Source organism: Chromobacterium amazonense, from assembly GCF_001855565.1.
GTDB lineage: Bacteria > Pseudomonadota > Gammaproteobacteria > Burkholderiales > Chromobacteriaceae > Chromobacterium > Chromobacterium amazonense.
Map to the genome: position 1 here is coordinate 264445 of NZ_MKCR01000027.1, position 25660 is coordinate 290104.

Annotated in this window: 28 protein-coding genes; 13 read left to right on the forward strand and 15 right to left on the reverse strand. The window is 64.7% G+C overall.

The annotated features are described in order from the left end of the window. Positions 1-144: 144 nt before the first annotated feature. From BI343_RS12325 to BI343_RS12345, 5 genes are read left to right on the forward strand one after another with little or no spacing between them, the layout of a single operon-like run. Complete coding sequence (locus BI343_RS12325; protein ID WP_139165727.1) at positions 145-687, forward strand: GspH/FimT family pseudopilin; 543 nt, start codon at positions 145-147, stop codon at positions 685-687. Next, the gene (locus BI343_RS12330) at positions 674-1171 is read left to right on the forward strand and encodes a PilV family protein (protein WP_139165718.1); all 498 of its coding nucleotides are present in this window, start codon (positions 674-676) and stop codon (positions 1169-1171) included. Before BI343_RS12325 ends, BI343_RS12330 begins: the two co-directional genes overlap by 14 nt. Then, positions 1149-2021 (forward strand): hypothetical protein, encoded by an 873-nt coding sequence (locus tag BI343_RS12335; RefSeq protein ID WP_071109898.1) that lies wholly within the window; start codon positions 1149-1151, stop codon positions 2019-2021. The genes BI343_RS12330 and BI343_RS12335 overlap by 23 nt, the downstream gene beginning before the upstream one ends. Continuing rightward, positions 2018-2662, forward strand: coding sequence for a pilus assembly protein (locus tag BI343_RS12340; protein ID WP_071109899.1), 645 nt, complete (start codon positions 2018-2020; stop codon positions 2660-2662). The genes BI343_RS12335 and BI343_RS12340 overlap by 4 nt, the downstream gene beginning before the upstream one ends. Then, positions 2659-3087 carry a type IV pilin protein gene (locus BI343_RS12345; RefSeq protein WP_071109900.1) on the forward strand — a complete coding sequence of 143 codons (429 nt, stop codon included), beginning with the start codon at positions 2659-2661 and terminating at the stop codon, positions 3085-3087. The genes BI343_RS12340 and BI343_RS12345 overlap by 4 nt, the downstream gene beginning before the upstream one ends. A gap of 21 nt (positions 3088-3108) precedes the next feature. Here the strand turns inward: BI343_RS12345 and BI343_RS12350 are convergent, their stop codons facing one another. Genes BI343_RS12350 through metX form a run of 4 tightly spaced genes read right to left on the reverse strand, consistent with a single transcriptional unit; the run spans position 3109 to position 6389 of the window. Then, positions 3109-4386: an AmpG family muropeptide MFS transporter gene (locus BI343_RS12350; protein ID WP_071109901.1), complete on the reverse strand. Its 1278-nt coding sequence runs from the start codon at positions 4384-4386 to the stop codon at positions 3109-3111. A gap of 53 nt (positions 4387-4439) precedes the next feature. Beyond that, on the reverse strand, positions 4440-4628 hold the full coding sequence (locus BI343_RS12355) for a YqaE/Pmp3 family membrane protein (RefSeq protein WP_043628006.1): 189 nt from the start codon (positions 4626-4628) through the stop codon (positions 4440-4442). A gap of 25 nt (positions 4629-4653) precedes the next feature. Then, complete coding sequence (metW, locus tag BI343_RS12360; RefSeq protein ID WP_071109902.1) at positions 4654-5250, reverse strand: methionine biosynthesis protein MetW; 597 nt, start codon at positions 5248-5250, stop codon at positions 4654-4656. Further along, a complete protein-coding gene (gene metX / locus BI343_RS12365) occupies positions 5247-6389 on the reverse strand; it encodes a homoserine O-succinyltransferase MetX (protein WP_043628003.1) in 1143 nt (380 codons plus the stop codon). The genes metW and metX overlap by 4 nt, the downstream gene beginning before the upstream one ends. 165 nt (positions 6390-6554) lie before the next feature. Between metX and BI343_RS12370 the strand changes: the two genes are divergently transcribed. The 5 genes from BI343_RS12370 (at position 6555) to ybaK (ending at position 9957) form a co-directional block, all read left to right on the forward strand. Continuing rightward, complete coding sequence (locus BI343_RS12370; protein WP_043628001.1) at positions 6555-6737, forward strand: protein MIGRI; 183 nt, start codon at positions 6555-6557, stop codon at positions 6735-6737. Between the two features lie 76 nt (positions 6738-6813). Then, complete coding sequence (mnmL, locus tag BI343_RS12375; RefSeq protein WP_071109903.1) at positions 6814-7731, forward strand: tRNA modification radical SAM protein MnmL/YtqA; 918 nt, start codon at positions 6814-6816, stop codon at positions 7729-7731. A 137-nt stretch (positions 7732-7868) separates the two neighbouring features. Beyond that, positions 7869-8786, forward strand: coding sequence for a protein-methionine-sulfoxide reductase catalytic subunit MsrP (msrP, locus tag BI343_RS12380; protein ID WP_071109904.1), 918 nt, complete (start codon positions 7869-7871; stop codon positions 8784-8786). Further along, on the forward strand, positions 8786-9403 hold the full coding sequence (locus BI343_RS12385) for a protein-methionine-sulfoxide reductase heme-binding subunit MsrQ (RefSeq protein ID WP_106075795.1): 618 nt from the start codon (positions 8786-8788) through the stop codon (positions 9401-9403). Before msrP ends, BI343_RS12385 begins: the two co-directional genes overlap by 1 nt. 71 nt (positions 9404-9474) lie before the next feature. Continuing rightward, complete coding sequence (gene ybaK / locus BI343_RS12390) at positions 9475-9957, forward strand: Cys-tRNA(Pro) deacylase (RefSeq protein WP_071109905.1); 483 nt, start codon at positions 9475-9477, stop codon at positions 9955-9957. Here ybaK and BI343_RS12395 read toward each other — a convergent pair. The 7 genes from BI343_RS12395 to BI343_RS12425 form a co-directional block, all read right to left on the reverse strand. Next, complete coding sequence (locus tag BI343_RS12395; RefSeq protein ID WP_071109906.1) at positions 9941-10705, reverse strand: substrate-binding periplasmic protein; 765 nt, start codon at positions 10703-10705, stop codon at positions 9941-9943. The genes ybaK and BI343_RS12395 overlap by 17 nt on opposite strands. A 92-nt stretch (positions 10706-10797) precedes the next feature. Further along, entirely contained in the window at positions 10798-12246 is a 1449-nt protein-coding gene (locus BI343_RS12400; RefSeq protein ID WP_244886638.1) for a 4Fe-4S binding protein, read from the reverse strand. Further along, a complete protein-coding gene (locus tag BI343_RS12405) occupies positions 12243-13070 on the reverse strand; it encodes an FTR1 family iron permease (protein WP_043627987.1) in 828 nt (275 codons plus the stop codon). Before BI343_RS12405 ends, BI343_RS12400 begins: the two co-directional genes overlap by 4 nt. Before the next feature lie 17 nt (positions 13071-13087). Beyond that, entirely contained in the window at positions 13088-13423 is a 336-nt protein-coding gene (locus BI343_RS12410; protein WP_043627986.1) for a cupredoxin domain-containing protein, read from the reverse strand. A gap of 95 nt (positions 13424-13518) precedes the next feature. Further along, positions 13519-14064, reverse strand: coding sequence for an iron transporter (locus BI343_RS12415; protein WP_043627984.1), 546 nt, complete (start codon positions 14062-14064; stop codon positions 13519-13521). 214 nt (positions 14065-14278) lie between these two features. Then, a complete protein-coding gene (asnB, locus tag BI343_RS12420; protein ID WP_071109907.1) occupies positions 14279-16135 on the reverse strand; it encodes an asparagine synthase (glutamine-hydrolyzing) in 1857 nt (618 codons plus the stop codon). A gap of 98 nt (positions 16136-16233) precedes the next feature. Then, positions 16234-17433 carry an MFS transporter gene (locus BI343_RS12425; RefSeq protein WP_139165719.1) on the reverse strand — a complete coding sequence of 400 codons (1200 nt, stop codon included), beginning with the start codon at positions 17431-17433 and terminating at the stop codon, positions 16234-16236. A 98-nt stretch (positions 17434-17531) separates the two neighbouring features. Between BI343_RS12425 and BI343_RS12430 the strand changes: the two genes are divergently transcribed. Then, positions 17532-18305, forward strand: a complete 774-nt coding sequence (locus BI343_RS12430; protein WP_071109909.1) for an AraC family transcriptional regulator — start codon at positions 17532-17534, stop codon at positions 18303-18305. A 401-nt stretch (positions 18306-18706) separates the two neighbouring features. Here BI343_RS12430 and BI343_RS12435 read toward each other — a convergent pair whose 3' ends face one another. Both BI343_RS12435 and wrbA read right to left on the reverse strand, forming a co-directional pair. Beyond that, positions 18707-19330: a hypothetical protein gene (locus BI343_RS12435; RefSeq protein WP_071109910.1), complete on the reverse strand. Its 624-nt coding sequence runs from the start codon at positions 19328-19330 to the stop codon at positions 18707-18709. Between the two features lie 90 nt (positions 19331-19420). Further along, complete coding sequence (gene wrbA, locus BI343_RS12440; RefSeq protein WP_071109911.1) at positions 19421-20017, reverse strand: NAD(P)H:quinone oxidoreductase; 597 nt, start codon at positions 20015-20017, stop codon at positions 19421-19423. A 92-nt stretch (positions 20018-20109) separates the two neighbouring features. Here wrbA and BI343_RS12445 point away from each other — a divergent pair, with 92 nt between their 5' ends. Then, positions 20110-21318 carry a YihY family inner membrane protein gene (locus BI343_RS12445; RefSeq protein WP_043629491.1) on the forward strand — a complete coding sequence of 403 codons (1209 nt, stop codon included), beginning with the start codon at positions 20110-20112 and terminating at the stop codon, positions 21316-21318. On the opposite strand, the gene BI343_RS12450 is transcribed toward BI343_RS12445, so the two are convergent. Together BI343_RS12450 and BI343_RS12455 are read right to left on the reverse strand one after the other, a co-directional pair. Next, on the reverse strand, positions 21270-22073 hold the full coding sequence (locus BI343_RS12450; protein WP_071109912.1) for a DUF3025 domain-containing protein: 804 nt from the start codon (positions 22071-22073) through the stop codon (positions 21270-21272). The genes BI343_RS12445 and BI343_RS12450 overlap by 49 nt on opposite strands. 31 nt (positions 22074-22104) lie before the next feature. Further along, complete coding sequence (locus tag BI343_RS12455; RefSeq protein WP_169829013.1) at positions 22105-24045, reverse strand: sensor domain-containing diguanylate cyclase; 1941 nt, start codon at positions 24043-24045, stop codon at positions 22105-22107. Between the two features lie 110 nt (positions 24046-24155). Between BI343_RS12455 and cysG the strand changes: the two genes are divergently transcribed. After that, complete coding sequence (cysG, locus tag BI343_RS12460) at positions 24156-25652, forward strand: siroheme synthase CysG (protein WP_244886639.1); 1497 nt, start codon at positions 24156-24158, stop codon at positions 25650-25652. Positions 25653-25660 lie beyond the last annotated feature (8 nt).

Consider the following 25660-nt stretch of genomic DNA (forward strand, 5'->3'; position numbering starts at 1 on the left):
GGGCGCCGTTTTCGCATCCTCCGCCAGGCACCTGAACTAAGGTCGGGGCCAGGCATCGCAGGCTCCGGCTTTTGGACAGGCGGAGCTTGGTTGCCGCGGTGAGATTTTCCAGACTGGAAACTCTTGAATGGCGACGGAGGCAATATGGGCCGACCAGCCCAACAAGGCATGACGCTGGCGGAGCTGATGGCGGCAATCGGCATCGCGGTGATTGTTTCCCTGCTGGCGGTTCCGCTGCTGGGCGCGGCGCGGGACAGGCAGCGTCTGCTTAGCCACGGCCTGCTGTTGCTGAACAGCGTCCATCAGGCCAGGGCCGAGGCCTTGCGCCGCAACCAGCCGGTTTTCCTGTGCGCAGCCAATCTTAAAACCAACCTCGAATTGCAGGGCTGCCAGCCGCCGCAGCCGGTTTCGCAACAGGTCTGGCGCGAGGGGGGATTGGTTTATGCCGACAAAGGCATGGACAACGCCAGTTACGACGGCGGCGAGCGCTTGCGGCTGGTGATGTTCGACCATGAGAAGGTGCGCGTGCAGGCACCTGTGCGGCAATTGACGCTGCTGCCGGAGGGACGAGTGGAGCCGGAGGGCGGCTTGGTTTTTCAGCTGCGTTCTGGCAGCCGTTGCCTGGCCGTGTCGGTGGCGGCGGACGGCCGCGCTGCGTTGGGGGGCATGGCCGATGATTGCGCGTGAATCCGGGTTCAGTCTCTTGGAAACCATGGTGGCGCTGTCGATCTGGCTGGCGGCGCTACTGGCGCTGGCCAGCATGCAGGCGCGCTCATTGCACCACGCTCGGGAGGCGGAGCTGCGCGCCCGCATCGACCTGGCGGTCAGCAATCTGGCCAACGCCATCCAGGCGCGGCCTGAAGCGCATTGGATTCATTATCTGGAAAGCGGTTACGACGACCATGTGTCGGGGCCAGACTGCGCAGCCGGCTGCGATCCGGCGCAACAGGCGGCGGCCGATTTATCGCGCTTCAAGCAAATTTTGCGCGCCAGCGGCAACCCGGCGGAGCGGGCCCGCGCCGCGGTGTGCCGCGGCGATGTCAAAAACAAGCCCACGCTGCATGCGCCTGGTTGCGACGGCAGCGGGCCTTTGGCGATACGCGTAGCCTGGCGCAGCCGCCGGGGGCAGGGTTGGCAGGAGCATGCCGATGTCTGGCCGTTGCGGCCTTAACTTCCAGGGCGGCGGGGCGCTGCTCGGCATATTGCTTGCCACCGCGCTGGGCGCGCTGGTGACGGCTTTGGCGCTGACCTCGCTCACCGCTACCAATCAGTCCGTGAATGACGCCGCGCGGCATTTGGAGGCGCGGCAGCAAGCGCTCTGGACGATGGGGCAACTGGCGAGAGACGTGGCCAAGCACCGCCATTTTGGTTGCGGCGCGCAGCCGTGGGCGGCGCAGGATTTTGCCGTAGGGCATTGGCGACTATGGCTGCCCGGCCGTTGGCTGCCGCATCGTAAATTGCTGCGGGACGACAAGCAGCGGCTGGCCGGTATCGAACTGGAACCGCTGGCGGGCGGCAATAGCCTGTCGTGGCCGCAGAGTCTGCTCAGCAGTTGCGCGGCAACATGGGCGTTGACCGGCGCGTCGGCGCAATGGCTGGGCGGCGCCAATGCGCCTCTGCTGCAACTGACGCCTGCCTTGCCATTGCAGACGGCGGAGCAGGCCGATGGCCTGCACGCGCCTTCGCTGCAACTGTGGCTGCCGCTGGAGCGGCACTATGAGCTGCGCGACCACCGCTTGCTGGCGCGCGACCGCTTGGGCGGGCTGCCGCTTGGCGCAGAACGCTTGCTGCTCGATAACGTCGAGCAATTGTCGATCCGCGTGCAGTTGCGCTCCAGTTGTGGCGAGGGGGCGGCATGGCAATGGCGCGCGGCGGAGGCATTGGACGCCAGCGCCGCGCAGCGCTTGGCGGCGGCGCGGCTGGAGTTGGCGTGGCGGCCGGATAGCCGCCGGGCGCGGGTGGAGCGTTTGAGCCAGGATTTGCCGTTGATGTCGGCTTCATCATGCGGGGATAAGACATGAATCATTCTGCGCAGCGCGGCGGCGCCTTGTTGATGGTAATGGGGCTGTTGTCGCTGCTGGCCATGCTGGTGTTGTCGTCGTCGCAGCTTATCCTCAGCGCGCGCTTGCTGGCGGCCAATGCGCAGGAGCGCCGCCGCGCCGAAGGATTGGCGCGGCAGGCCCTGCGCGGCGCCGAGCAATGGGTGTGGCAATGGGACCTGAAAAACGATATGGCCAGCCGGGCAAACGATCCCGCCAAGTTGTATGGCCACGAGGCGGTATTTTCGCCTACCTGCCATGGGACGCATGGCAAGGGCTTGTGCGAGCCGACGACGCCGCCGGAGAAACAAAATCTGAACGGCGTGCCTCTGCTGCATCCCTGCGGCAACAGCCGTGAGTACGAACTGGAGCCATCGGTCAAGCAATGGCAATGCCCGCAGGGCGTGAGGGCCGGCAGCCTGTCGTGGGCGAATCCGCGTTATGTGGTGGAATTGATCGACCCACGTTTCGGTTCCGGGCAGGCCGGTCCGGCGCGTTTGTACCGCATCACGGTGCGCGCCTGGGGCCATAGCCGCTTCAGCGCGGTGACGCTGCAGAGCTGGTATCGAGTGGACAATGGCGGAGAAGGGCGGCGATTGGGTTGGGAGGAGAAAGCGCGATGAATAGAAGAGGACCGCGTGGCTTCACTCTGCTGGAAACGATGATCTGTCTGGCGATTGCCGCCTTGCTGCTGTCTTTGGCGGCGCCGGCTTATCAGCAATACATGCAGCGGGCGCGGCTGGCGGAGGCGAAGGCGGCGCTGCTGGAAAACAGCCACTTCATGCAGCGCTGGTATCACGAATACGGCGTCTATTATCAGGAGGGTCCGCTGGCCTGGCCCACCTTGCCGGCGAGCGGAACGGCCGCCTTCGCCATAGGCTTCAGCAGCGCAACGCCTTCGGCCGACAATGTCGAGCAGGCCAGCTTCATCATCGAGGCGCGGCCTAAGCCTGGCTCCGGCCTCGACGAGTGGCTGCTGAAAGTGGACCAGGACGGATCGATCAAGCAGTGTCGGCTGGAGGGCGGCAGCGAGCAGTGCCAGCTCTGAGCCGCGCCTGGTTTAGCGCGATCAGGCCTGTTGCGGCGCCGGATCGTCCCCCCATGGCGCCACCTTGATCAGCAGCATCATGCCGGGAATCGCCAGCGCGGTGCACAGGAAGAAGAACGAGGTCCAGCCTATGGACTCCACGATGTAGCCGGTGGCGGCGTTGGCCAGCGTGCGCGGCACCGCCGCCAGACTGGTGAACAGGGCGAACTGGGTGGCGGTGTAGGCGGGATGGGTGCTGCGGGCGATGAAGGCGACAAAGGCAGCGGTGCCGAGACCGACGCCCAAGGCCTCGAAGCCGATGACCACCGCCAGCATTGCCAATTGCTCCGCGCCCACGCTGTCGAACCGGCCGTAGCTGGCCAGCCAGGCAAAGCCCAGTATCGATACTACCTGCACCACGCCGAAGGCCCACAAGGCGCGGTTGATGCCCAGTTTGATCATCCATACGCCGCCCAGCAAGCCGCCGATCACCGCCGGCCACAGCCCGGCGTGCTTGGCCACCAGGCCGATCTGCGATTTGGCGTAGCCCATGTCCAGATAAAACGGCGTGGCCAGCGAGGTGGCCATGCTGTCGCCAAGCTTGTACAGGAAGATGAAGCCCAGTATCCACAGCGCGCCCTGCCAACCCTGGCGGGTGACGAATTCATGGAACGGCTCCACTACCGCTTGGCGCAGCGTTTTCGGGCTGCCGGAAGCCAGCTTGGGCTCCTTGACCATCAGCGTCATCAGCGCGCCGGGCAGCATGAACAGGGCGGTAATCACGAAAACGCTGCCCCAGGGCATGCGGTCGGCCAGGATCAGCGATAGCGAGCCCGGCACCAGGCCGGCCAGCCGGTAGGCATTGATATGCACGGTGTTGCCCAGGCCGAGTTCGGCGTCGCTGAGGATTTCGCGGCGGAAGGCGTCCAGCACGATATCCTGGCTGGCGGAGAAGAAGGCCACCGTCAGCGCCAGTCCCGCGATGCTCCATATGTCCTGTTGTGGATCGAACAAGCCGAATACCGCCAAGCTGGCCAGCAGCGCCAGCTGGCTGGCCAGCATCCAGCCGCGGCGGCGGCCCAACAGCGGCAGCGCGTAGCGGTCCATCAGCGGCGACCACAGGAATTTCCAGGTGTAGGGCAGGCCGATCAAGGCGAACAGGCCGATGGACTTCAGGTCCACGCCCTCGCTGCGCAGCCAGGCCGGCAGCAGATTGATCAGCGCGTATAAAGGCAGGCCGGAGGCGAAGCCGGTGAATACGCAGACGAGCATGGTGCGCGAGAACACGTCGCGCCGCCAGTTGATGGTGGCTAGGGTCATGGGCTGGTTGTCGTTATGGTTGGCGGGCCGTCCGCGCCGGGCGCGGACGGAAATCAGCGCCGCAGCGCCCGTTCGATTTTCTGGTCGGTTTTGTACTGGCTCAGCGCGTACACCGACCACAGCGCGGCCGGCAGCCAGCCGATGAGGGTCAGTTGCAGCAGCAGGCAGAATAGGCCGGCGAAGGGCCGGCCTATGGTGAAGAACTGCAGCCATGGCAGGAAAATGGCCAGCAACAGGCGCATGTTTCTCTCCTTGTGCGGGATGGAATCAGCCGCGCGCCACCCGGTAGAAGGCCAGGCTGCCGCGCAGGTTTGGCAGCAAGGATACCCGCTTGCCCTTGTCCATGACCACCCTCTGCATCACTCGGATGCGGTTTTTGGCGCAGAGTTCCTCGAAGTCGCCCAGCATGCACCAGTGGATGTTAGGGGTGTCGTACCACTGATACGGGATGGTGTCGGACACCGGCATGTGGCCCTGCAGGATCTGCAGCCGGTTCTGCCAATAACCGAAGTTGGGGAAGGTGACGATGGCCTCGCGACCGACGCGCAGCATCTCGTTGAGAATGGCCTCGGTGTGGCGCATCGCCTGTATGGTCTGCGACAGCACCACGTGGTCGAAGCGCGAGTCGCCGAAGTCGGCCAGGCCGGTTTCCAGGTCGCCCTGGATGGCGTTGACGCCGGAGGCGACGCAGCGCACCACATTGGCCACGTCGAAGTCGACGCCATAGGCCTGCACCTGCTTGTCCTGCTGCAGGGCGGCCAGAAGCTGGCCATCGCCGCAGCCCAGGTCCAGCACTCGGCTGCGCGGGGCGATCCAGTCGGCGATCAGTTGCAGGTCGGGACGGAGAGTCTGGATGGCGCTCATGCGTTCACCTCCTGCGCCACGCGCTGCAGATAGGCGCGCATCAGGTCCACATATGGCTGATCCAACATCAAGAAGGCGTCATGGCCGTGCGCCGATTCGATCTCGGCATAGCTGACGCGCTTGCCGGCGGCGATCAGCGCCTGCACCGTCTCGCGCGAGCGCTCCGGCGAGAAGCGCCAGTCGCTGGTGAAGCTGGCCAGCAGGAATTGCGCCTGCGCCGGCTTCAGCGCGGCGGCCAAGTCGCCGTCGTGCTCCTTGGCCGGGTCGAAATAGTCCAGGGCCTTGGTCATCAATAGATAGGTGTTGCCATCGAAGTAGTCGGAGAATTTGTCGCCTTGGTAGCGCAGATAACTCTCGATTTCGAACTCCACGTCATAGCCGAACTGATACTCGCCGGAGCGCAGCATGCGGCCGAATTTCTCGCCCATGCCGTCATCGGACAAATACGTGATGTGGCCGAGCATGCGGGCCAGACGCAGGCCGCGGCGCGGCACCGTACCCTGCTGGTAGAAGTCGCCGCCGCAGAAGTCCGGGTCGGACAGGATGGCCTGGCGCGCCACGTCGTTGAAGGCGATGTTCTGCGCCGACAGCTTGGGCGCGGAGGCGATGACCAGCGCGTGGGCGACGCGTTCCGGATAGGCGATGCTCCACTGCAAGGCCTGCATGCCTCCCAGCGAGCCGCCTATCACCGCCGCCCAGCGCGTGATGCCCAGGCGGTCGGCAAGGCGGGCTTGCGAGGTCACCCAGTCCTGCACCGTCACCACCGGGAAGGCGGACCCCCACGGTTGGCCGGTGGCCGGGTTCAGGCTGGACGGGCCGGTGCTGCCGTGGCAGCCGCCCAGATTGTTGACGCCGACGACGAAGAAGCGGCGGGTGTCTATGGGTTTTCCGGGGCCGACCATATTATCCCACCAGCCGGCAGCCTTATCGTCAGGCTGGTAACGTCCGGCGACATGATGATGACCGGACAGGGCGTGGCAGATCAGGATGGCGTTGCTCTTGTCGGCGTTGAGCCGGCCGTAGGTTTCGAAGCGCAGCTGGTAGCTGGGCAGCACGGCGCCGCTGGCGAGCGGCAAAGGGACATCGAATACGGCGTCTTCGGCCGCGACGATGCCTACCGAACAATCGGAGTCGGTCATGGATTTGGGGGCCTCTTCTATTTTTTATCCGCGCCCGCCGCTCTCTGCCGGAGCATGTCTTGGCGCGGTCTCCTGCGGCTACCGTCCGATTATATCCACAACATCGGCTTGCGCGGGAAGTGCTCGCGCCGGGATAATCGGCCGTTCTCCGTCACCGGTGCCGCCATGTTCGGACGCCTGTTCAAATTTTTCACCCTGTGCCTGCTGGCCTGGGCGGTCGCTCGCTGGTTTCTCAAGCCCAGCCAGCGCCGCAACGTGCACGAGCTCGTGTCCGCGCTGGCTATCGCCCTGCTGATCAGCGCCGGACTGTTTTGCGTGCTGTATTGGCTGGGCTGGCATACTATCTGAAGCGGCAAGTCCTTGATCCCGCTCAGCTTGTCTGAGGCCGCATCGCGCTAGACTGCGCGCTTTTGCCGGCTACGCGATGGATCTGACCCGCCACCTTCATACCTTTGGCTATTACCTGAAACAACGCTTCGGCCAGACCGTGCATAAGCTGTCTCTGGCCGGCGATTTCACCTGTCCCAACCGCGACGGCACGCTGGGGCGCGGCGGCTGCGCGTTCTGCAATGTCCGCAGCTTCGGCCGGGAGGCCGCCAGCCTGTCCATCGCCGAGCAGATCGCGCGGGAAAAGGAAAAGACCGGCCGCGCCCGCAAGTATCTCGCCTATTTCCAGGCCTATACCAGCACCTATGCCGAAGTGGAAACGCTGCGCGCGCTGTACGACGAGGCGATGGCGTCCGCCGATGTGGTGGGGCTGTGCGTCGGCACCCGGCCCGATTGCGTGCCGGACGCGGCGCTGGACCTGCTGGCCTCGTACCAGGCCGGCGGCGCCGAGGTGTGGCTGGAGCTGGGCCTGCAGACCGCGCACGACCGCACCCAGGCCTTGATCCGGCGCGGCCACACGCTGGCCGATTACCGCGATGCAGTCCACCGCGCCCGCGCGCGCGGACTCAAGGTGTGCGCTCATCTGATCGTCGGCTTGCCGGGCGAGGGAAGGGATGATGCGCGGGCTACGCTGGACACGGTGCTGGATATCGGCGTCGAGGGCCTGAAGCTGCATCCGCTGATGATCGTCCGCGGCAGCCGGATGACGGCGCAGTACCGGCGCGGAGAAGTGTCGCCCATGGCCTTGGATGATTACGCCGACCTGGCGGCATGCCTGATCCGCCACACGCCGCCGGAGGTGGTGTATCACCGGATTGCCGCCACCGCGCAGGCGCCGACGCTGATAGCGCCGGACTGGTGCGGCCCGCGCTGGGCGGCCTTGCAGGCGATAGGCGAGCGGCTGGCGCGGGACGGCGGGCAGGGCAGCGCGCTCGGCCGCGAGTGGCGGCCTTAGCATCGCGCTTGGCTGCGGCCGGCGGGCCATTTTGTGAGCTTTTGTTAGCGGCGCTTGGCCGGACAAAACTGTTTGCATGCGCTACTGTCAGAATCCGGAAGATGGTCCGACCAAATGGAAACGACAGGAGAGCCGCCATGTTGATCAGAAAACCCGCCGACCATTTGCCGTCGGACATCACCAGCGAATCGGTCTATTTCAACCGCCGCGCTTTCATGCTGGGCGCCGCCGGCCTGTTGCTGTCGGCTGAAACGCTGGCCGGCCTGAACGCCAAGAAAAGTCCGTTGTCGCAGCTTGCCGCCAACGACAAGCCCAATAGCCTGAAGGACATCACCAGCTACAACAATTTTTACGAATTCGGCACCGACAAGTCCGATCCGGCGCAGAACGCCGGCAGCCTGAAGACGCGGCCTTGGAGCGTGCTGGTGGACGGCGAGGTGGCCAAGCCGCGCCGTTTCGCCATCGAGGATTTGCTGAAGTTTCCCTTGGAGGAGCGAGTCTACCGGTTGCGCTGCGTCGAAGGCTGGAGCATGGTGATTCCGTGGGTGGGGTTTCCGCTGGCCAGCCTGCTCAAGCAGATGAATCCGACTTCGCGCGCCAAGTACGTCTCGTTCGAGACCTTGCAGCGGCCCAGCGAAATGCCGGGGCAGCGCACATCGGTGCTGGAGTGGCCGTATCGCGAAGGCTTGCGCATCGACGAGGCCATGCATCCGCTGACCATACTGGCTGTCGGCCTGTACGGCAATGTGCTGCCCAATCAGAACGGCGCGCCGATCCGCTTGGTGGTGCCGTGGAAGTACGGCTTCAAGAGCATCAAGTCCATCGTGCGCATCCGGCTGCAGGAAACGATGCCGGCCACCAGCTGGAATCTGGCCAATGCCCATGAATACGGCTTCTATTCCAACGTGAACCCGGAAGTGGACCACCCGCGCTGGAGCCAGGCGTCCGAGCGCCGCATCGGCGAATTCTTCAAGCGCAAGACGCTGCCGTTCAACGGCTACGCCGAGCAGGTGGCCGGGCTGTACCGCGGCATGGACCTGAGGAAGAACTACTGATGACGACGCTGCGCATGAAAACTCCCGCTTCCGCGGCCGACCGCCGGCTCGCCATCGGCAAGGCATTGTTGTTCATCGCCTGTTTGCTGCCGCTTGCGCGCGCCGCCTGGATCGTCTTGTCCGGCGAGGCGGTGAATCCCGTGGAATTCATCACTCGTTCCACCGGCACCTGGACGCTGGTGTGGCTGCTGGCCACGCTATCCATGACGCCGCTGCGTCGCCTCAGCGGCCAGGCCTGGCCGCTGAAATGCCGGCGCATGCTGGGGCTGTTCGCCTTCTTCTACGCCAGCCTGCATTTCACCACCTATGTCTGGCTGGACCAGTTCTTCGACTGGCCGCACATCCTGAAGGACATCGTCAAACGTCCGTTCATCACCGTCGGCTTCGCCGCCATCGTGCTGATGTCGCCGCTGGCGCTGACCTCTACCCAGGGCTGGATGCGCCGGCTCAAGCGCAACTGGGGCAAGCTGCACCGGCTGGTGTACCCGGTGGCCATCCTGGCGGTGACGCATTACTGGTGGCTGGTGAAGAAAGACATCACCCAGCCCTTGATCTACGCCGCGGCGCTGGCTCTGCTGCTGGGGCTGAGGCTGTGGTGGCGCGCGCGCAAAGCTTGATTCCCCTGCTTGGCAGATACGGGCCGGCGTTTTAAAGTCGGGTATTTTGTCTTAGCCGCAAGCGAATCATCATGTCGAAGGAAAAAGCCCCGGTCACGCAGGCCATCCGCGTGCTGCGCGAGCACAAGGTCGATTACAGCGAACACCTGTACAAGTACGAGGAAAAGGGCGGCACCACGGTGTCGGCGCGCGAACTGGGCGTGGACGAGCACGCGGTGGTAAAGACGCTGATCATGGAGGATGAAAACAAGCATCCGCTGATCGTGCTGATGCACGGCGATTGCGAAGTCGGCACCGGCATGCTGGCCAAGCAGATCGGCGTCAAGAAGATCCATCCCTGCGATCCGAAAACGGCCGACAAGCACAGCGGCTATCAGGTGGGCGGGACCAGCCCGTTCGGCACCCGCCACGCCATGCCGGTCTATATGGAAGCCAGCATCGCCGAGCTGCCGGTCATCTACATCAATGGCGGCAAGCGCGGCTTCCTGGTTGGCGTCAGCCCGCAGGACGTCATCCGCGTGTTGCAGCCGACGCTGGTCAACGCGGCGGCATAGCCCCGGGGAAGTTGCGCTGGTAGATGGCTTTCAGCGTGCCATCCTTTTCCATCTGCTCCAGCGCGCGGGCGACATCGTCGCGGATGCGCGCCGCCTGCGGGTAAGCGCGCGAGAACATCAGAGCAAGCGGCGTTTCCTTATCCAGCGGGGTGGGGATGTAGCCGAACTCCTTTTCATGCTCCGGCATGCCGCTGTGTATCTGGAACAAACCGCGTTCCAGCGTCATCGGCGCCAAGTCCAGATGTCCCAATTGCAGTTGCCGCAGCGCGTTTATCTCGTCGTTGGTCTGCAGCGTGTTCAGCTTGTGTTGCTGGAATAAGGGGATATACCAATAGCCGAGTTGAATGGCGATGCGGTAGCCGCGCAACTCGTCCAGCGATTTGAATTGCAGCGGCGGATGCGGCATATGCGGCTTGTGGTAGAACAGATAGCTGGTGGAGCGCATCAGCGGGGCTGAGAAGTCGAACTCGGCCTCGCGCTCCGGCGTCGGGCGGTAGGGGAAGGCGGCGGCGGCTTTGCCCATCCGTATCATCGCCTCGGCCTGCGGCCAGCTCATGTAATTGAGATGGACCTGATAGCCGGCGCGCTGAAAGGCTTGGCGCACCATTTGCGAGAAGGCCCCGTCTTGCGGCAGGGTTTGCGAGACGAAGGGCGGCCATTCGCCGGTGGCCAGCTCGACGGTGGGTTCCGCTGCGGCCAGACCGCAGCGGAACAACAACGCGCAGATGAGCAATGGCAAACGCCGCATGGCCATTCCTTGGATGTGGGATTTACTGTGTTATCGCACAGCGCCTTCCGTCAACCAAGTTTTCGCAGGATGCGCCAAGCCTAGCCCGGGCGCTACCACCACCAGAACATGAAGCCCCAGGCGCAGTCCACCAGCGCCAGCGCGCCGCAGAACGGCAGCAGCGCGATCCAGCGACGCAGGCCGCCGTTCCAGCGCGTCAGGATGCCGCGCGCCAGATGCAGCGCCCACAGATTGGCGCCGGCGAGCAGCGCCAGGCGGGCGTCGTTGACCCAGCGCATGCCGAAGCCTTCGGCCTTCAGCAGCGTCACCGTCAGCGCCGACAGGCCGAGGAAGACGCCGCAGCCGGCCAGCGGAATCAGAGCCTGAGCCAGATGGTGCAGACGCTGGGTCTGCCAGCGGCCGGCCATTCCAACCGCCAAAGCAAGCGACAACAGGATGCCGCTGCCCAGCGCCAGCGCGGTGGCGGCCACATAGGCGATCAAGGACGCGCCGTCGAGCCAGGAGAACACATCGTTGTGCATCGGGTAGTGGGTGAGCAGCCACCATGGCGCGTCGGTGTCCAGCGGCCACATGATGTCATGGTCCACCAGCCATTCCGCCGCGGTCTGCTTGAGCCAGACGAACCATGGGCTGACCGTCCAGTGGAAGGCGCCCATCGCCACGCCTAGCAGGCCGTAGACGATCAAGGCGGTCTGCCAGCCGTCGGCCTCTTTTTCCGCCACCCGCACCACTTCGTCGCTCATGGGGCGCGAAGCCAGGGTGATGGCGGAGCGGTGATCGCTGCAGCGGCCGCACATATGGCAGCCGCTGCCGCCCTGCATGTGGCGCAGGGGCTGCAATGGGGCGCAATCGACGCTGGCGACGCGCTGTCGCTGGTCTTGGGAGCGCTTCCAGGCGGCTTCGTCCACGCGGTAATGCATGGGCGCCAGCTTGGACAAGAGGCCGAACACGCCGTTGACCGGGCACAGATGGCGGCACCAGGCGCGCTTGCCGCGAGTGTAGATGAAGCCGACAATGACGGCTGCCACCGTGGAGCCGCCCAGCACCAAGAGGGCGGCTTTCGGGTATTGGTAGACGCTGACCAGCTGGCCGTAAACGGTGGTGAGGACGAAGGCGACGAAAGGCCAGCCGCCCCAGCGCATCCAGCGCGGAATCGGCCGTCCCATGCCCTTGCGCGCGGCCCATTCCGACAACGCGCCTTCCGGGCACAGCACGCCGCACCACAGCCGGCCAAACAGCACCATGGACAGCAGCACGAAAGGCCACCAGATGCCCCAGAACACAAACTGGGCGAAGATGGTCAGGTTGTTCCACATCCGCGCCGCGTCGTCAGGCAAGTCCAGGCAGGCCGGAACGATTAGCAAGAAGCCGTAGACCAGCACCACCGCCCATTGCAGCTTGCGCAGCAGGGGGCCGTGGTCGCGCAGCCAGTTCCCCGTGAGCGCCAGCAGGCCGCGCGGCTGCCGCTCGGGGGGACAGGAAGCGCCGCCGGACGGGGCGGCGACGATGGGAATCACCCGCTGCGGACGGGGCGGCTTCATGCCGTCGCGGCCGCCAGGCGGCGGTTGCGCCACTGGAACAGCGCCCAGATGGCAGACCAGAACAGCGCGTAGGCGAGCAGGCTGGTCAAGGCCGGGTGGGAGCGGTAGCCGGTCAGGGCCGCCACTACGCCGCCAAACGGGGACATGTCGTCCAGCAGGGCCGAGCTGTCCCATAGCGGATCCACCAGCGCCGGCAGCACGTCCATCGAGATCAGTTTTTCCACGCCGGACAGGAACAGCGAGGCGCCCAAGAGCAGCAGCATGATTTCGGTGACGCGGAAGAACAGCCGCCAAGACAGCACCTTGCCGCCTAATTGCAGCACGTAGAAAGTCAGAAAGGCGAGCGCCAGGCCGATCGCGCCGGCGCCGGCCATCTTCACCAGCTCCACGCCGCCGGCTTCGGCCAGCATGCCGTACAGGAAGACCACCGTTTCGCTGCCTTCGCGGGCGATGGCCAGCGCGGCCAGCACGGTCACGCCCCACCAGTTGTTGCTGGCGGCCTTTTCCGACAGACCGCTTTCCAGCTCCTTCTTCAGCGTGCGGCCATGCTCGCGCATCCACAGCACCATCTGCACGATCAGCGCGGCGGCGATGAATACCATGCCGGTCTGGAAGTAGTCCTGCGCGCCGGCCATCAGGCTGCCGGCGGTGAACAGCGCCACCGCCAGGGCGATGGCCATGGCGATGCCCAGGGCCACGCCGCCCCACAGCCAGGGCTTGCCGGCGCGGCCGGCCGGGTTATGGTTCATCCAGGCATTGAGGATGCCGACCACCAGCAGCGCCTCGACGCTTTCGCGCCAGACGATGAAGAGTACCTGTCCCATTCGCGTTTACCTCTGTGTTACTTGGCGACGATGACGCCCTGGCCGGTTTTCATATGGAATTCGTCGAAGAACTTGTATTCGCCGGGCGCAAGCGGCTGGAACACCAGGAAAGATTCCGCGCCGGGGCCTAGCACTTTCTCCTTGCGCAGCGGCGTGCTTTCAAACTCGGCGGGGGTCTTGCCGATATTCATCACTTCCAGCTTGAATTTCTTGCCGGCGGGCACTACCACCCGTGGGGGAATCATTTGGCCGTCTTTCATTTGCAACTTGAAGACGGGAATTTCTTCGGCCATAGCCGGCGCAGACAACAGGCCGGCCACCATGGCGGCGGCGATCAGGCGCAGAGCGGTCATCGGGTTGGTTCCAGAATGAGAAACAGCGCGGAAAGCCCGCGCCGTTTCATTGTATCTCAATCAAGAATGCTTTGCGTTTACATTCTCAATTAGCCTTAATAACCGCCCTTCTTGCCGATGCCGGCGTAGGTGAACTCGTAGTTCACGTCAAACGGCTTGAACCACGGACCCACGCCGGTTTCCTTGTCGGTATGGCGGCCGAAGTGGGCGTGCTCATTGGCCGACGGCGGCATGATGGTGTATTTCAGCTTGTACTTGCCGGGGCCTTGAAGCTTGACGTTGTCGCCGTAGTGCGGGCCGTCGTTGGCCACCATCGGCATCAGCTCGCCCTTTTGGGTCTTGCCGCCTACCTTGGTCAGTTCGTACTTGACTACCAGATACGGCATCCAGGCGCCTTCTTCGAAGCCGTTCGGGTTGTTCTTGGTAGCGTGGATGTCGGCTTCCAGGTGGATGTCGGAGGCTTCCGGCTTCAGCATCATGCCTTCCGGCTCCATCTTGGTCGGCTGCAGGTAGACGGCGCCGATTTCCATGCCGTTCTTCAGCGCAGGCTTGCCGATCGGGTATTCCTTGGCCATGGCGGCGAAGGAGGCGGACAGGGCGATGCTGGCGACAGCCAGCTGGCAGACAAAGCGACGCATCATGTTTTCCTTATAAATTAGGGCTGAGATACCGGCCTGTGAAGCACATGATAATGCTAGTAATTATCGTTTGCAAACCTGCATCGTCTGGGAATGGGCAGGAAAATCATGAATTTTTATGACTTAGTCAATTCGTGATTCCAATGCGGTCCCGGATGTATTTTCTCGGTCGGAAAGAGAGGCTGGCCCGGCGCAGGCCGGGCCGAAAAGGCAATAATCAACCCAGCTCGCGGCACCGCCGGCGCAGCTGGGCCAGGCTCTCGTCCAGGATCAGCAGCTGCAGCATCTGTTCGGCCAGATGGCCGGCGCCGTCGCGATAGGCGCGGGCGAAGGCGTCCACGGCTCCGGCGTCCAGTTGGCCGTCGGTGGCGGCGGCCAGCCGCGCGCCCAGGCCGTCGAAACGCGGCGCCAGGCTGGTTTGCAGCCAGCCTGACAGCGGCGGGTTGAAGCCGCGCTTCTTGCGCTGGAAGAAATCGGCCGGCAGCGCCGGGTGGATGGCGCGGCGGAAGATCAGCTTGGCCGGGCGGGTGTAGCGCTCGGCTGCGGAGGTGCTCAGCAGGCGCTGGTAGAAGCCGTGGTCCAGCAGCGGCGCGCGGCCTTCCAGGCCATGCGCCATGGTGCATAGATCCGACTTTTGCAGGATGTAGTCGGGCAGATAATTGGCGAAGTCCAGTTCCAATAGCTGGTGCAGGCCTGGGGCGCCGTCCTGCGGTTCCGTGCCGATGTCGTCAGGCTTGCGCCAATGGCACAGCTTTTCCAGTTTGCGGCCGCCCTGCAGAAAGCTGCGCTGGCCGGGGGTGAAGCCGGAGAAGCGTAGCGAGTAGGCGCTTTGCCAGTCCATGGCCAGTTCGGTGGCCAGCTTGCCGCGCTTGCTGTCCAGTTGCGGTTGGATCGGCAGCGGCAGGCGGATGTTTTGCCGCCAGCGGGTGCGCAGATGCTTGCCGATGCGCTTGTAGCCGGCCAGCAGTTCGTCGCCGCCGTCGCCCACCAGCACCACCTTGACATGCTGGGTGACTTCGCGCGCCAGATACCAGGTGGGGAAGCTGGACGGATCGGCGAACGGTTGGTCCAGATCGGCGACGATGCGCTCGAAATCGGCTGCCAGGTTGTCCGGCATGTCCACCCTGACGTTGGGCAGGCCCATGCGCTGGGCGGAATCCGCCGCGTCGCCGGATTCGTCCAGGCTGGAGCCGGGAAAGGCGGCGGTGAAGCTGGAGAACTGGGTCAGCTGCTGGGTGGCGAGCCGGCTGGCGATCACGGTGGAGTCGATGCCGCCGGACAGCAGCACGCCCAGCGGGCGGTCGGCCACGGTGCGCATCGCCACCGCGCGATCCAGCTCCTGCAGCCAGTCGCCGGATTCCGCCTTGGGCTGCCAGTAGCGCTGCTTGCTCAACTGGCGGGTGTTCAGGTCGAACTCCAGCCGGTAGCCGTTTTCCAGCCGCTGGATGTGGCTGAACACGGTGGCCGGGGAGGGAATGTAGCGGTGGGCCAGGTAAGCGTCGATCGCCGCCGGGCTGAAGCCGCGCTTATCCGCAGGCAGGAAGGGCAGCACCGCGCGCACCAGCGAGCCGAAGGCGAAGTTGCCGTCCGCCAGCGAGTAGACCAAGGGCTTTTCCCCCATGCGGTCGCGCGCCAGATGCACCTTGCCGCTGCGCTTGTCCAGAATGGCGAAGGCGAACATGCCGCGCAGCCTATCCAGCACGCCCTCTATGCCCCAGGCCAGATAGCCGCGCAGGATGTATTCGGTGTCGGCGTGGGTGCGGAACACCGCGCCGCCGGCTTCCAGTTCGGCCTTGCCGGCTTCCCAGTCATACACCTCGCCGTTGTAGCAGATCCACACCTGGCCGTCGTCGCTGGCCATGGGCTGGTTGGCCACCGGGCGCGGATCGATGATGGCCAGGCGGGCGTGCAGCATCGCATTGTGGATGGCATCGCCATCGGCCGGGTTCAGCGCCGCGTCCAGCAGCAGCCGGCTGGCATCGTCCGGGCCGCGGCGATGCAGCTCGTCCAGCATGGCTTGCGGGACGGTGGGATTGACGGGAAGGCGCGAGAAAAAGCCGGCGATTCCACACATGATGACGGCGCTTCCGAATGCGCAAGGCGCCGATACCGGTTCGGCGCCTTGCTTGGGTTTTCAATGCCGCGCAGTATCCGGCGCGGCGGCGGCCGATGTCAAACGCCGGGCTTGCGGTGCAAGTCAGGCAGCGCCACTGCTGCGATGCCCAGCAGCGGCAGGAAGGAGCACAGCAGATAGACGGACTCTATGCCGTGGCTATCCGCCAACTGGCCCAGCACCGCCGCGCCGATGCCGCCGATGCCGAAGGCGAAGCCGAAGAACATGCCGGACACCATGCCCACTTTGCCCGGCAGCAGCTCCTGGGCGTAGATCAGAATCGCCGGGAAGGCCGAGGCCAGAATGAAGCCGATGGGCAGCGACAGCGCGGCGGTCCAGAACAGATTGGCGTGCGGCAGCGCCAGCGCCAGCGGCGCCACGCCCAGGATGGAGAAACCGATCACGCGCTTGCGGCCGATGGCGTCGCCGATAGGGCCGCCCAGCACGGTGCCGGCGGCCACCGCGAACAGGAACAAGAACAGATGCAACTGAGCCGACTGCACGCCGATATGGAAGTGGTGGATCAGGTAGAAGGTGTAGTAGCTGGTGATGCTGGCCAGATAGAAATGCTTGGAGAAGACCAGCACCAGCAGCAAGGCCAATGTCAGCTTGACGCGGGCCGGCGACAGATCCGGCATGACGATGGCGGCGGCTTTCTTGGCCTGGCGGTGCTGGTGGGCGTACCACTGGCCGACGCGGAACAGCACGTACATCGCCAGCAGCGCGGCCAGACCGAACCAGGCCACGCTGCCTTGCCCAAGCGGAATCACGATCAGCGCCGCCAGCAGCGGCCCCGTGGCGCTGCCGGCGTTGCCGCCCACCTGAAACAGCGACTGCGCCAGGCCGGGGCGGCCGCCGGAAGCCATGCGCGCCACGCGCGACGATTCCGGATGGAAAATCGACGAGCCGGTGCCGATCAGCGCGGCGGCCAGCAACAGCAGCGGGAAGCTGCCGGCGCTGGATAACAGCAGCAGGCCGATCAGCGTGGAGCCCATGCCGAATACCAGAGAATACGGCTGCGGCTTCTTGTCGGTGTAAATGCCGACCAGCGGTTGCAGCAACGAGGCGGTGCACTGGTAGGTGAAAGTCATCAGGCCGATCTCGGCGAAGCTCAGGTGATAGTTGCCCTTCAGCAAGGGGTATAGCGCTACCAGCAGCGACTGCAGCATGTCGTTGAGGAAGTGCGAGAAGCTGATGGCGCCTAGGACGCGAAAGCGGGTGTCCTGCGCCGGCGCGGCGATGGAAGTGCTTGAGGCCATGGTAAAGATTCTCGATACAGGTGGTGATTGCATATTAATTCAGCAATTTAGAGCCGGTCCTGCGAAAATGAGGCATCCATCTTTTTGAAAGAGGCGATATGAACCGCTTCGACGATTTGGAACTGTATGACCGGGGCGTGCTGCCGGTGGTGGGCAAGCTGCGCAACTATCCCGCAGGGTTGGAGTCGCCGCGCCACCAGCACCCCACGGCGCAGCTGCTGTACTCGGTGGAGGGGCTGATGTGGGTGGGCACCGAGCGCGGGCAGTGGATAGTGCCGCCGACGCGGGCGATCTGGCTGCCCATCGGCACCTGGCACCAGGTCAAAATGGTCAGCCCGGTGCGGATGCGGAATATCTTCGTGCGCCAGGACATGCTGGCTGGCCTGCCGGAACAATGCTGCGTGCTGGAGGTGACGCCGCTGCTGCGAGAACTGGTGCTGGCGGCGGTGGATGTGGCGTTGCCCTGCGAGCCGGGATCGCGCGACGAGCGGGTGATGATGCTGGCGCTGGATGAAATCCGCCGCGCCAAGGTGCTGCCGCTGTCCTTACCCCAGCCAGCCTCGCCGGCGCTGCAGCGGCTGTGCGCGGTATGGCTGGACCATCCCGACGACGCGCGCGGCGCAGCGGAATGGGCGCGCGAGCTGGCGCTGGACCCGCGCACCTTGCAGCGCCGCTTCCGCCGGGAAACGGGCCTCAGCTTCGGCCAGTGGCGGCGTCAGGCCAGGCTGATGCTGGCTTTGCAGCGGCTGGCCTGCGGCGACAGCGTGCTGAAAGTGGCGCTGGACCTGGGCTACGCCAGCCCCAGCGCCTTCGCCACCATGTTCAAGCGTGAACTGGGCGCGCCGCCGAGCAGCTTCTTTACGGCGTCGTAGGGTGGAAACCCGGCAAGGCCGGGTGTTCCGCCATTGCGCAATGGCGCTAGGCCTAATCAAGGTAGGGCGGGCAGGCCAGAAGGCCTTGCCTGAGTTGACATTCCTAATCGATCTATGGAATCCGCTTCGCGGATGATGTTTGAGGCCGGTTCCGCCCGGCTGACGGAAAAAGGGGGCTGCGCGGCCAGCCCCCTTTTAACCCCAGGCCGCCCCAACAGCGCGGCGAAACCCCGTCTCCAAATCCATTCCCAAGGCGCCGCCCAACTCGCGGGGCGCTAGCGTCGCCCCGCTCAAACAAAGGGCGTCTTAAAACCATTGGGAATGGCTTCGGAGCCGGCTTGCGCTGATGGGGGAGTGGTTCGCCCGCCTTGCCAGGCATAAATCGGCCGTCTTGGACCACGTTAATACTTTTCATGGTTCATGAGAGAACGTAGATGCCGAGCTTCGCTTGCATAGCTTTTTGCTCGGTTAACGTCATTCTCCATAGCTTCTATAGTTCGCTGGGCATCAGGCTCGATGAAAACTAGTTCAATTTGACGTACGAGGGCAAATAAATTCCAGACTGCAATCAGTACTAGATCTTGGATAGGTTCGTCGATGTAAGCGTCACCCACGGGCTTTTTCCGACCAGTTGCGCCGTGCCAATGTGGGTTTTTCATGAAGCTTGGTACGCTGTCGGGTGCTAAGGTTAGAATGTAGCCATGAACAAGGCTATTTCTGTACTCGTTCAAGTCCTCTGCCGCACAAGCGGCGATCTTTAGGATCGCATTACATTTGCCGCTTAGTTTGGAGTTGCCCTCACCCAGCATCCTGAATTGAGCTTCAGTATTCATGGTCTCTGTAAAAGGACGAACGCCTTCGATACTCTTCTCGCTTAAAGTCCACAGTGCGCGCTCAAGTGTGGTCTCGAAGAGACCGTAGGCAGTAATGAAAGCACCTATTAGCATTAAATGATTGGGCCTAAGGCCAAACATCATTAACTGCGCTTGGATGTCCAAGGACCTTGCTGGGTAGTCGTATGGCATCACTCTCTCCCGCGAGTGTGGACTTTTTATTTGAGCGTTCGTCAGTGCTGTGCAGGGGGCAGATTATAGGGGCTAAGAAGATTAGTTCTCTTATTTCGCCGCCAGCTTCTCCGCCAACTCCGCCAAGCGCTTCCCCTGCGCCATCGCCAGCGTCTTCTCATGCTCGCTGATCGGCTGCCTGTCATCCATGCCCGCCACATGGCTGACGCCATACGGCGTACCGCCGGTTTGCGTCGCGGTCAGCGCCGCTTCGGAGTATGGCAGTCCGGCGATCACCATGCCGTGGTGCAACAGCGGGATCATCATGGTCAGCAGCGTGGATTCCTGGCCGCCGTGCAGGGAGGCCGAGCTGGTGAAGACGCTGGCTGGCTTGCCCGCCAGCGTGCCCTGCATCCACTCGCCGCCGGTGCCGTCGATGAAGTATTTCATCGCCGACGCCATATTGCCGAAGCGGGTGGGGCTGCCCAGCGCCAGGCCGGCGCAATCCAGCAGGTCTTGCCGCTCGACGTAGGGCGCGCCGTCTTCCGGGATGCCCGGCGCTACGGCTTCGCAGACGGCGGAGATCTTGGGCACGGTGCGCAGCCGCGCTTGGCAGCCGGGCACGCTGTCCACGCCGCGGGCGATCAGCCGGGCCAGTTCGCGGGTGGCGCCGTGCTGGCTGTAATACAGGACCAGGATGTCTAGCATGGGGGTAACCTCGCAATCACGGATAACCGAGGCATGATAGGGCAAAGCGGCATGGCTTGCCTCATCGTTGCTTTGCCATTACCTTTGCGCCCATGCAAGCTCAACGATTCGAACCCTTTTTCAGCTTTGCCCGCTTCATCGTCCGCCGCATGGGCTGTCTGCGCGTGCTGCAGGTGTCGGGCAGTCTGACTTTCACTACGCTGCTGGCGCTGGTGCCGCTGTTCACCATCGCGTTGACGGTGATTTCGGCGTTTCCGGTGTTTTCCGATTACAGCACCCGCTTCAAGATCATGCTGCTGTCTACGCTGGTGCCGGAATTCGCCGGCAAGGTGATCACCGTCTACATGCGGCAGTTTGCCGACAATGCGGAAAAACTCACCGCCGCCGGCATCGTGATGCTGGGCGTCACCGCGCTGATGCTGATGTCCACCATCGAACGGACCTTCAACGCCATCTGGGGCGTGCGCCGCGGCCGGCCCTGGCTGCAGCAGAGCATGGTGTACTGGACGGTGCTGACCTTGGGGCCGCTGGTGTTGGGCGGCAGCTTGTTGTCCTGGCGCTGGCTGTTCAAGGCCACGCGTTTCGAGAAGAACCTGCCCTTGCTGGCCGATATGGTGGAGGTGGGCGGCACCATTGTGTTGACCGCGCTGGTGTTGTCGCTGTTGTACCGCATCGTGCCCAACCGCTTTGTGCCGTTCCGCCACGCGGTGGCTGGGGCGTTGGCGACGTCGGTGCTGCTGGAGATCACCAAAGCCGGCTTCGGCTTTTACATCAGCCGGGTGGCCAGCTATCAGCTGGTGTACGGCGCGTTCGCCAGCATCCCGATTTTCCTGCTGTGGGTGTATTGCCTGTGGCTGGTGGTATTGGCCGGCGCGGTGTTCACCTCGGCGCTGTCGTATTGGGAGGGCGAGGCCTGGCGGCGGCGCAACGAGCCGCACCGCCGTTTCCTGGACGCGGTGGAGGTGTTGCTGCTGCTGGATGCCGCGCAAGTGCGCGGCGAGGCGATGACGCCGCCGCAATTGCGCCGCGAGATCAAGGTCGGTTACGACGAATTGGGCCTGGTGCTGGATAGGCTGGCGCAAAATGGCTATGTGCAGAAGGGCGGCGGCGACGCCTGGGTGTTGATGAAGCGGGCGTCAGCCATTCATCTGGCCGAGTTGTTCGAGCTGTTTGTCTATCGCCGCGAGAGCGAGCGCGACGACGCGCTGGGCCGGGCGCTGGGCGAGCTGCTGGGGCCGATGACCGACGGGCTTCAGGCGGAGACGGTGGCGGATTTCGCCCGCCGCGTGGGGCAGAAGTAAGCGGCATTGTCGTAGAAGGCCGGATTCTCATTGTCTGGCCACCAGCCCGGTATGCCCAGCAAGGGCAGCGGGCACAGCGCGCGCGGGCGGGGAAGGAAGGCGTCGTCGTCCAGCCTGGCCGCCAATAGGTCATCCAGCTGGCTCAGCTGGGATGCGCCGTCCCGCGCGAAGAAGTCCGGCGCGACGTCCAGGATCAGCGCCTTGCCGCACCAGCCGATGTGCGGCGTCAATCCCATCTCCATGACCGCGTGGCCCAGCGTGAAGGCCGCGATGCGGCGGCCCCAGTCGGCGCGGCGCGCGATGAATAATTCCTGCCAGCGCATATCGTCCAGCGCCTGGCCCAGCGCCGGATCGGCGGTGGCCACGATCACCCCGCATTCGTCCAGCAGCGTGGCGGCGTCGCGCAGCGGCCCGCGCCGGGTCTCGCCGCGGGCGATGGCCCGCACATGGCGGCGGTTCAGCGCCGTTTTGGCGCGCGGCCAGGCCAGCCAGGCCAGCGCGTTGAACCAGTCATGCCAGTTTTGCGGCCGGGTGGGCACCTCGCCGGTGGCGCCGATATGCATTTCGTAATAGGCCTCTGGCTCCAGCGCGCAGACGAAGCGCAGCGTGTCGGGCAAGGGCGCGCCGCCGGCTCGCGCGGCGGCCAGCAGATCGTCGAAATCGGCTTGCCGCGGCCACGTCGGCCAGGCCGGGACGAAGCGGCGCACCGGCCGATAGAGCGGGTGGGCGAGGTAGTCGGTATGCCAGCGGTTCATGGATCAGGCGGGAGCGGCAAAGGGCGCCATTCTAGCCGGAAACCGCCTCAGTCGCCGCAGCGTCGTCGGCAAAGACGCGGTTGCGCCCCTCTCGCTTGGCCTGGTACAGCAGTTTGTCGGCGCGGCTGAGCACTTCGTCGATATCGTTCTCGTCCGGCAAGCGCTGCGCCACGCCTATGCTGACGGTGAAGGACAGCGTGCCGCCGTCTGCCGGCAGCCTGGCCGCCGCGACGGCGGCGCGCAGCCGTTCCGCCACCAGCCGCGCGTCGTCGATGCCGGTGTCCGGCAGCAGCGCCGCGAACTCCTCGCCGCCCAGCCGGCCGCACAAGTCGCTGGCGCGCAGGGTTTCCCGGCACAGGTCGGCGAAGTGGCGGATCACCACGTCGCCCACGGCGTGGCCGTGGTGGTCGTTGATCTGCTTGAAATGATCGAGGTCCATCATCATCACCGTCAGCGGACCCTGGTGGCGCCGGCAACGCTCCAGCTCGCGGCCGGCCAGCTCGATGAACTGGCGGCGGTTGTTCAGCTCGGTCAGGCTGTCCTGCGTGGCCAGCCGGAACAGTTGTTTCTCATGCCCATGGCGCTGCAGCGCGATGGCGATGATATGGGTGCTGCGATGGGCCAGCGCCAGTTCTTCCGGCGAGGGGCTGCGCGGTTCGCGGTAATAGGTGGCGAAGGTGCCGAGCAGACGGCGGTCGCTGGAGAAAATCGGCGTGGACCAGCAAGCGCGCAGGTCGAATGGGCGCACCTTGTCCTGCGCGTGTTGCCACAGCGGGCTGTTGAAGATGTCGTCCACCACGATGGTGCGTTTCCAGTGCGCGGAGGTGCCGCAGGAGCCGACGCTGGGGCCGATCTCGACGCGGTCTATCAGCTTGCGGTAGGCGGCGGGCAGGCTGAGTCCGGCGGCGAAGCGCAGCGACTGGCCGTCATCGTCCAGCAACATGATGCTGCACATGCCATTGGGCTGCTGCGACTCCATCATCTGGCAGATCTGGTTCAGCGTCTGCGGCAAGGGGTGGTTGCCGGCGATCATTTCCAGCACGGCGTTTTCCTCGGCCAGCAGTTTTTCGCCCTGGCGGCTGGACGTGACTTCGCGGTCCACGGAGAGGATGGTTTTCAGCATGCCGGCGCTGTCGAACTCCGGAAAGAGGCGGATTTCGAAGATATGGCGGTTGGGACCGTTGTTCAGCTCCAGCTCGAAATTGCGGGCCTCCCAGGTGTTGATCAGTTGGCGGCACTCGTGTTCGAAGCGGCTGCTGGCGTCTTCGTTCCAGCCTTTTTCGCGCGGCGTCTTGCCCAGGTGCTCTTCCAGCGGCAGCGGGAAATAGCGGCTGACGCTGCGGTTGATGAACAGGCAGCGCAGTTCCAGATCATAGCGGGCGACGATGTCCTCGGAATTGTCCACCAGGGTGCGGAACTGCTGCTCGCGGCGCATCATCGCAGCTTCATGATGCTTGCGCGCGGTCGCGACGCGGCACAGGGCGGTCAGCCGCTGCACGCGGCCGCCGCGCCAGCCGGGACGCCAAGTGATTTCCAGCCATTCCCAATGTCCGCTGTGATGGCGGATGCGCACCTCGTAATTGGCTTCCGGCGCTTGCGGCGGCGTCGCCAGCAGTTGGGCGAAGCGCGGGCGGTCCTCCGGATGCAGCAGGCCCAGCCAACGGCCAAAATCCATGTCCCGGGTATGGGCGGGCATGCCCAGCAGCCGCTGCAGCGATTGCGCCCGACTGCGCACATGCTGGCGCGGCAGATGGAATTCCAGCAAGCCCAGGCAGGCGTCCTGCAGCGTGCCGCGCGCGCGGCGCTGCCGCATCAGGCCGTACAGCCACAAGCCGGTGGCGATAGCGGCCAGCAGCCAGCCGGTTCCGGCGAAGCCGCTGGGCGCGGCGGAGGCGGCCACCGCGGGCAATGGCCCGCACCAAGGCAAGGCCAGGCCGGCTCGGCTCAGGAAGAGAATCAAACGGCTTTGCAACTGAACCATCCGGAAAAGCTAAACGTGAATTTTGACACCGACCTGCCGCTTGCCCCTGTCGGGTCGCTCATCCCGCTTGGGTAGCGTCGTATTTACGCAACAAATGCAGTATGCTTGAACGCATACAATTGCAGCGTCTATACGGCGCAAAGACCGGCCTGGACTTGGTGCAGAGTCTACCGGGCGTGGAGCGTGAAATGGAATTCTTTCCGATCTTTCTGAAACTGCGGCAGCAGCCCTGCTTAGTGGTGGGCGGCGGGGAGGTCGCCTTGCGCAAGGCGCGCCTGCTGCTGGCGGCTGGGGCCAGGCTGCAAGTGGTGGCGCCGGAGCTGGCGCCGGAGCTGGCGCAGCTGGCCAGCGAGGGGGCGCTGATGCATCTGGCGGCGCGCTATGCCGCGGAGCAGCTGGACGGCCAGCGTCTGGTGGTGGTCGCCACCGATGACCGGGTGGTGAATCACCAGGTAGCGGCCGACGCCGAGGCGCGCGGCATCTTGGTGAATGTGGTGGATGATCCCGCGGCGTCGCGCTATATCAGCCCGGCCATCATAGACCGCTCGCCGCTGATGGTGGCGGTGGCCAGCGGCGGCAGCGTGCCGGTGCTGGCGCGCTCCATCCGCGCGCGGCTGGAAAGTCTGATTCCTGCCGGTTACGGCCGGCTGGCGCGCTTCGGCGCTTCATTCCGCGACGCGGTCAAGGCGCGTTTTCCCGACGTCGACGCCCGCCGCCGTTTCTGGGAAACGGTGTTGGAAGGACCCTTGGCCGAGACCGTGATGAATGGCGACGAGGCGGCGGCGCGGCAGGAGATGGAGCGGCGCCTGGCGGCCGGCGCGGAGGGCGGCGGCGCGGTCTATCTGGTGGGGGCCGGGCCGGGTAATCCGGACCTGCTGACCTTCCGCGCACTGCGGCTGATGCAGCAGGCCGACGTGGTGCTGTACGACAAACTGGTGGCGCCGGAGCTGCTGAACCTGGCGCGGCGCGACGCCGAGCGCGTCTACGTGGGCAAGGCGCGGGCCAATCATGCCCTGCCGCAGGATGACATCAACCAATTGATGGTGATGCTGGCCAAGCAGGGTAAAAGAGTGTTGCGGCTGAAGGGCGGCGATCCGTTCACCTTCGGCCGCGGCGGCGAGGAAATCGCTACGCTGGCGGAACAGGGCGTTCCGTTCGAAGTGGTGCCCGGCATCACCTCGGCCAGCGGCGCGGCGGCTTACGCCGGCATTCCGCTGACGCACCGCGACTACGCGCAGTCTGTCACCTTCGTTACCGGGCACAAGCAAGACGGCACCATACAGCTGGACTGGCCCGCGCTGACCCGGCCGCAGCAGACCGTGGTGGTGTACATGGGGGTCTCGACGGCGGCGGAGTTGTGCCAGGCTTTCATCGCGCATGGCCGCGGCGCGCAGACGCCGGCGGCGGCGGTGGAATGGGCCACCACGGAAAGACAACGCACGGTGTGCGGCACTTTATCGACTTTGCCCAGTCTGATGGCCTCGCACGGCATCGCATCTCCGGCCTTGATCATCGTGGGCGAAGTAGTGGAATTGGCGGACAAGCTGGCCTGGTACCGCCGCAGCGAGAATTCAGCTGTTACAATTCAGGAAGATTGATCTCGCGG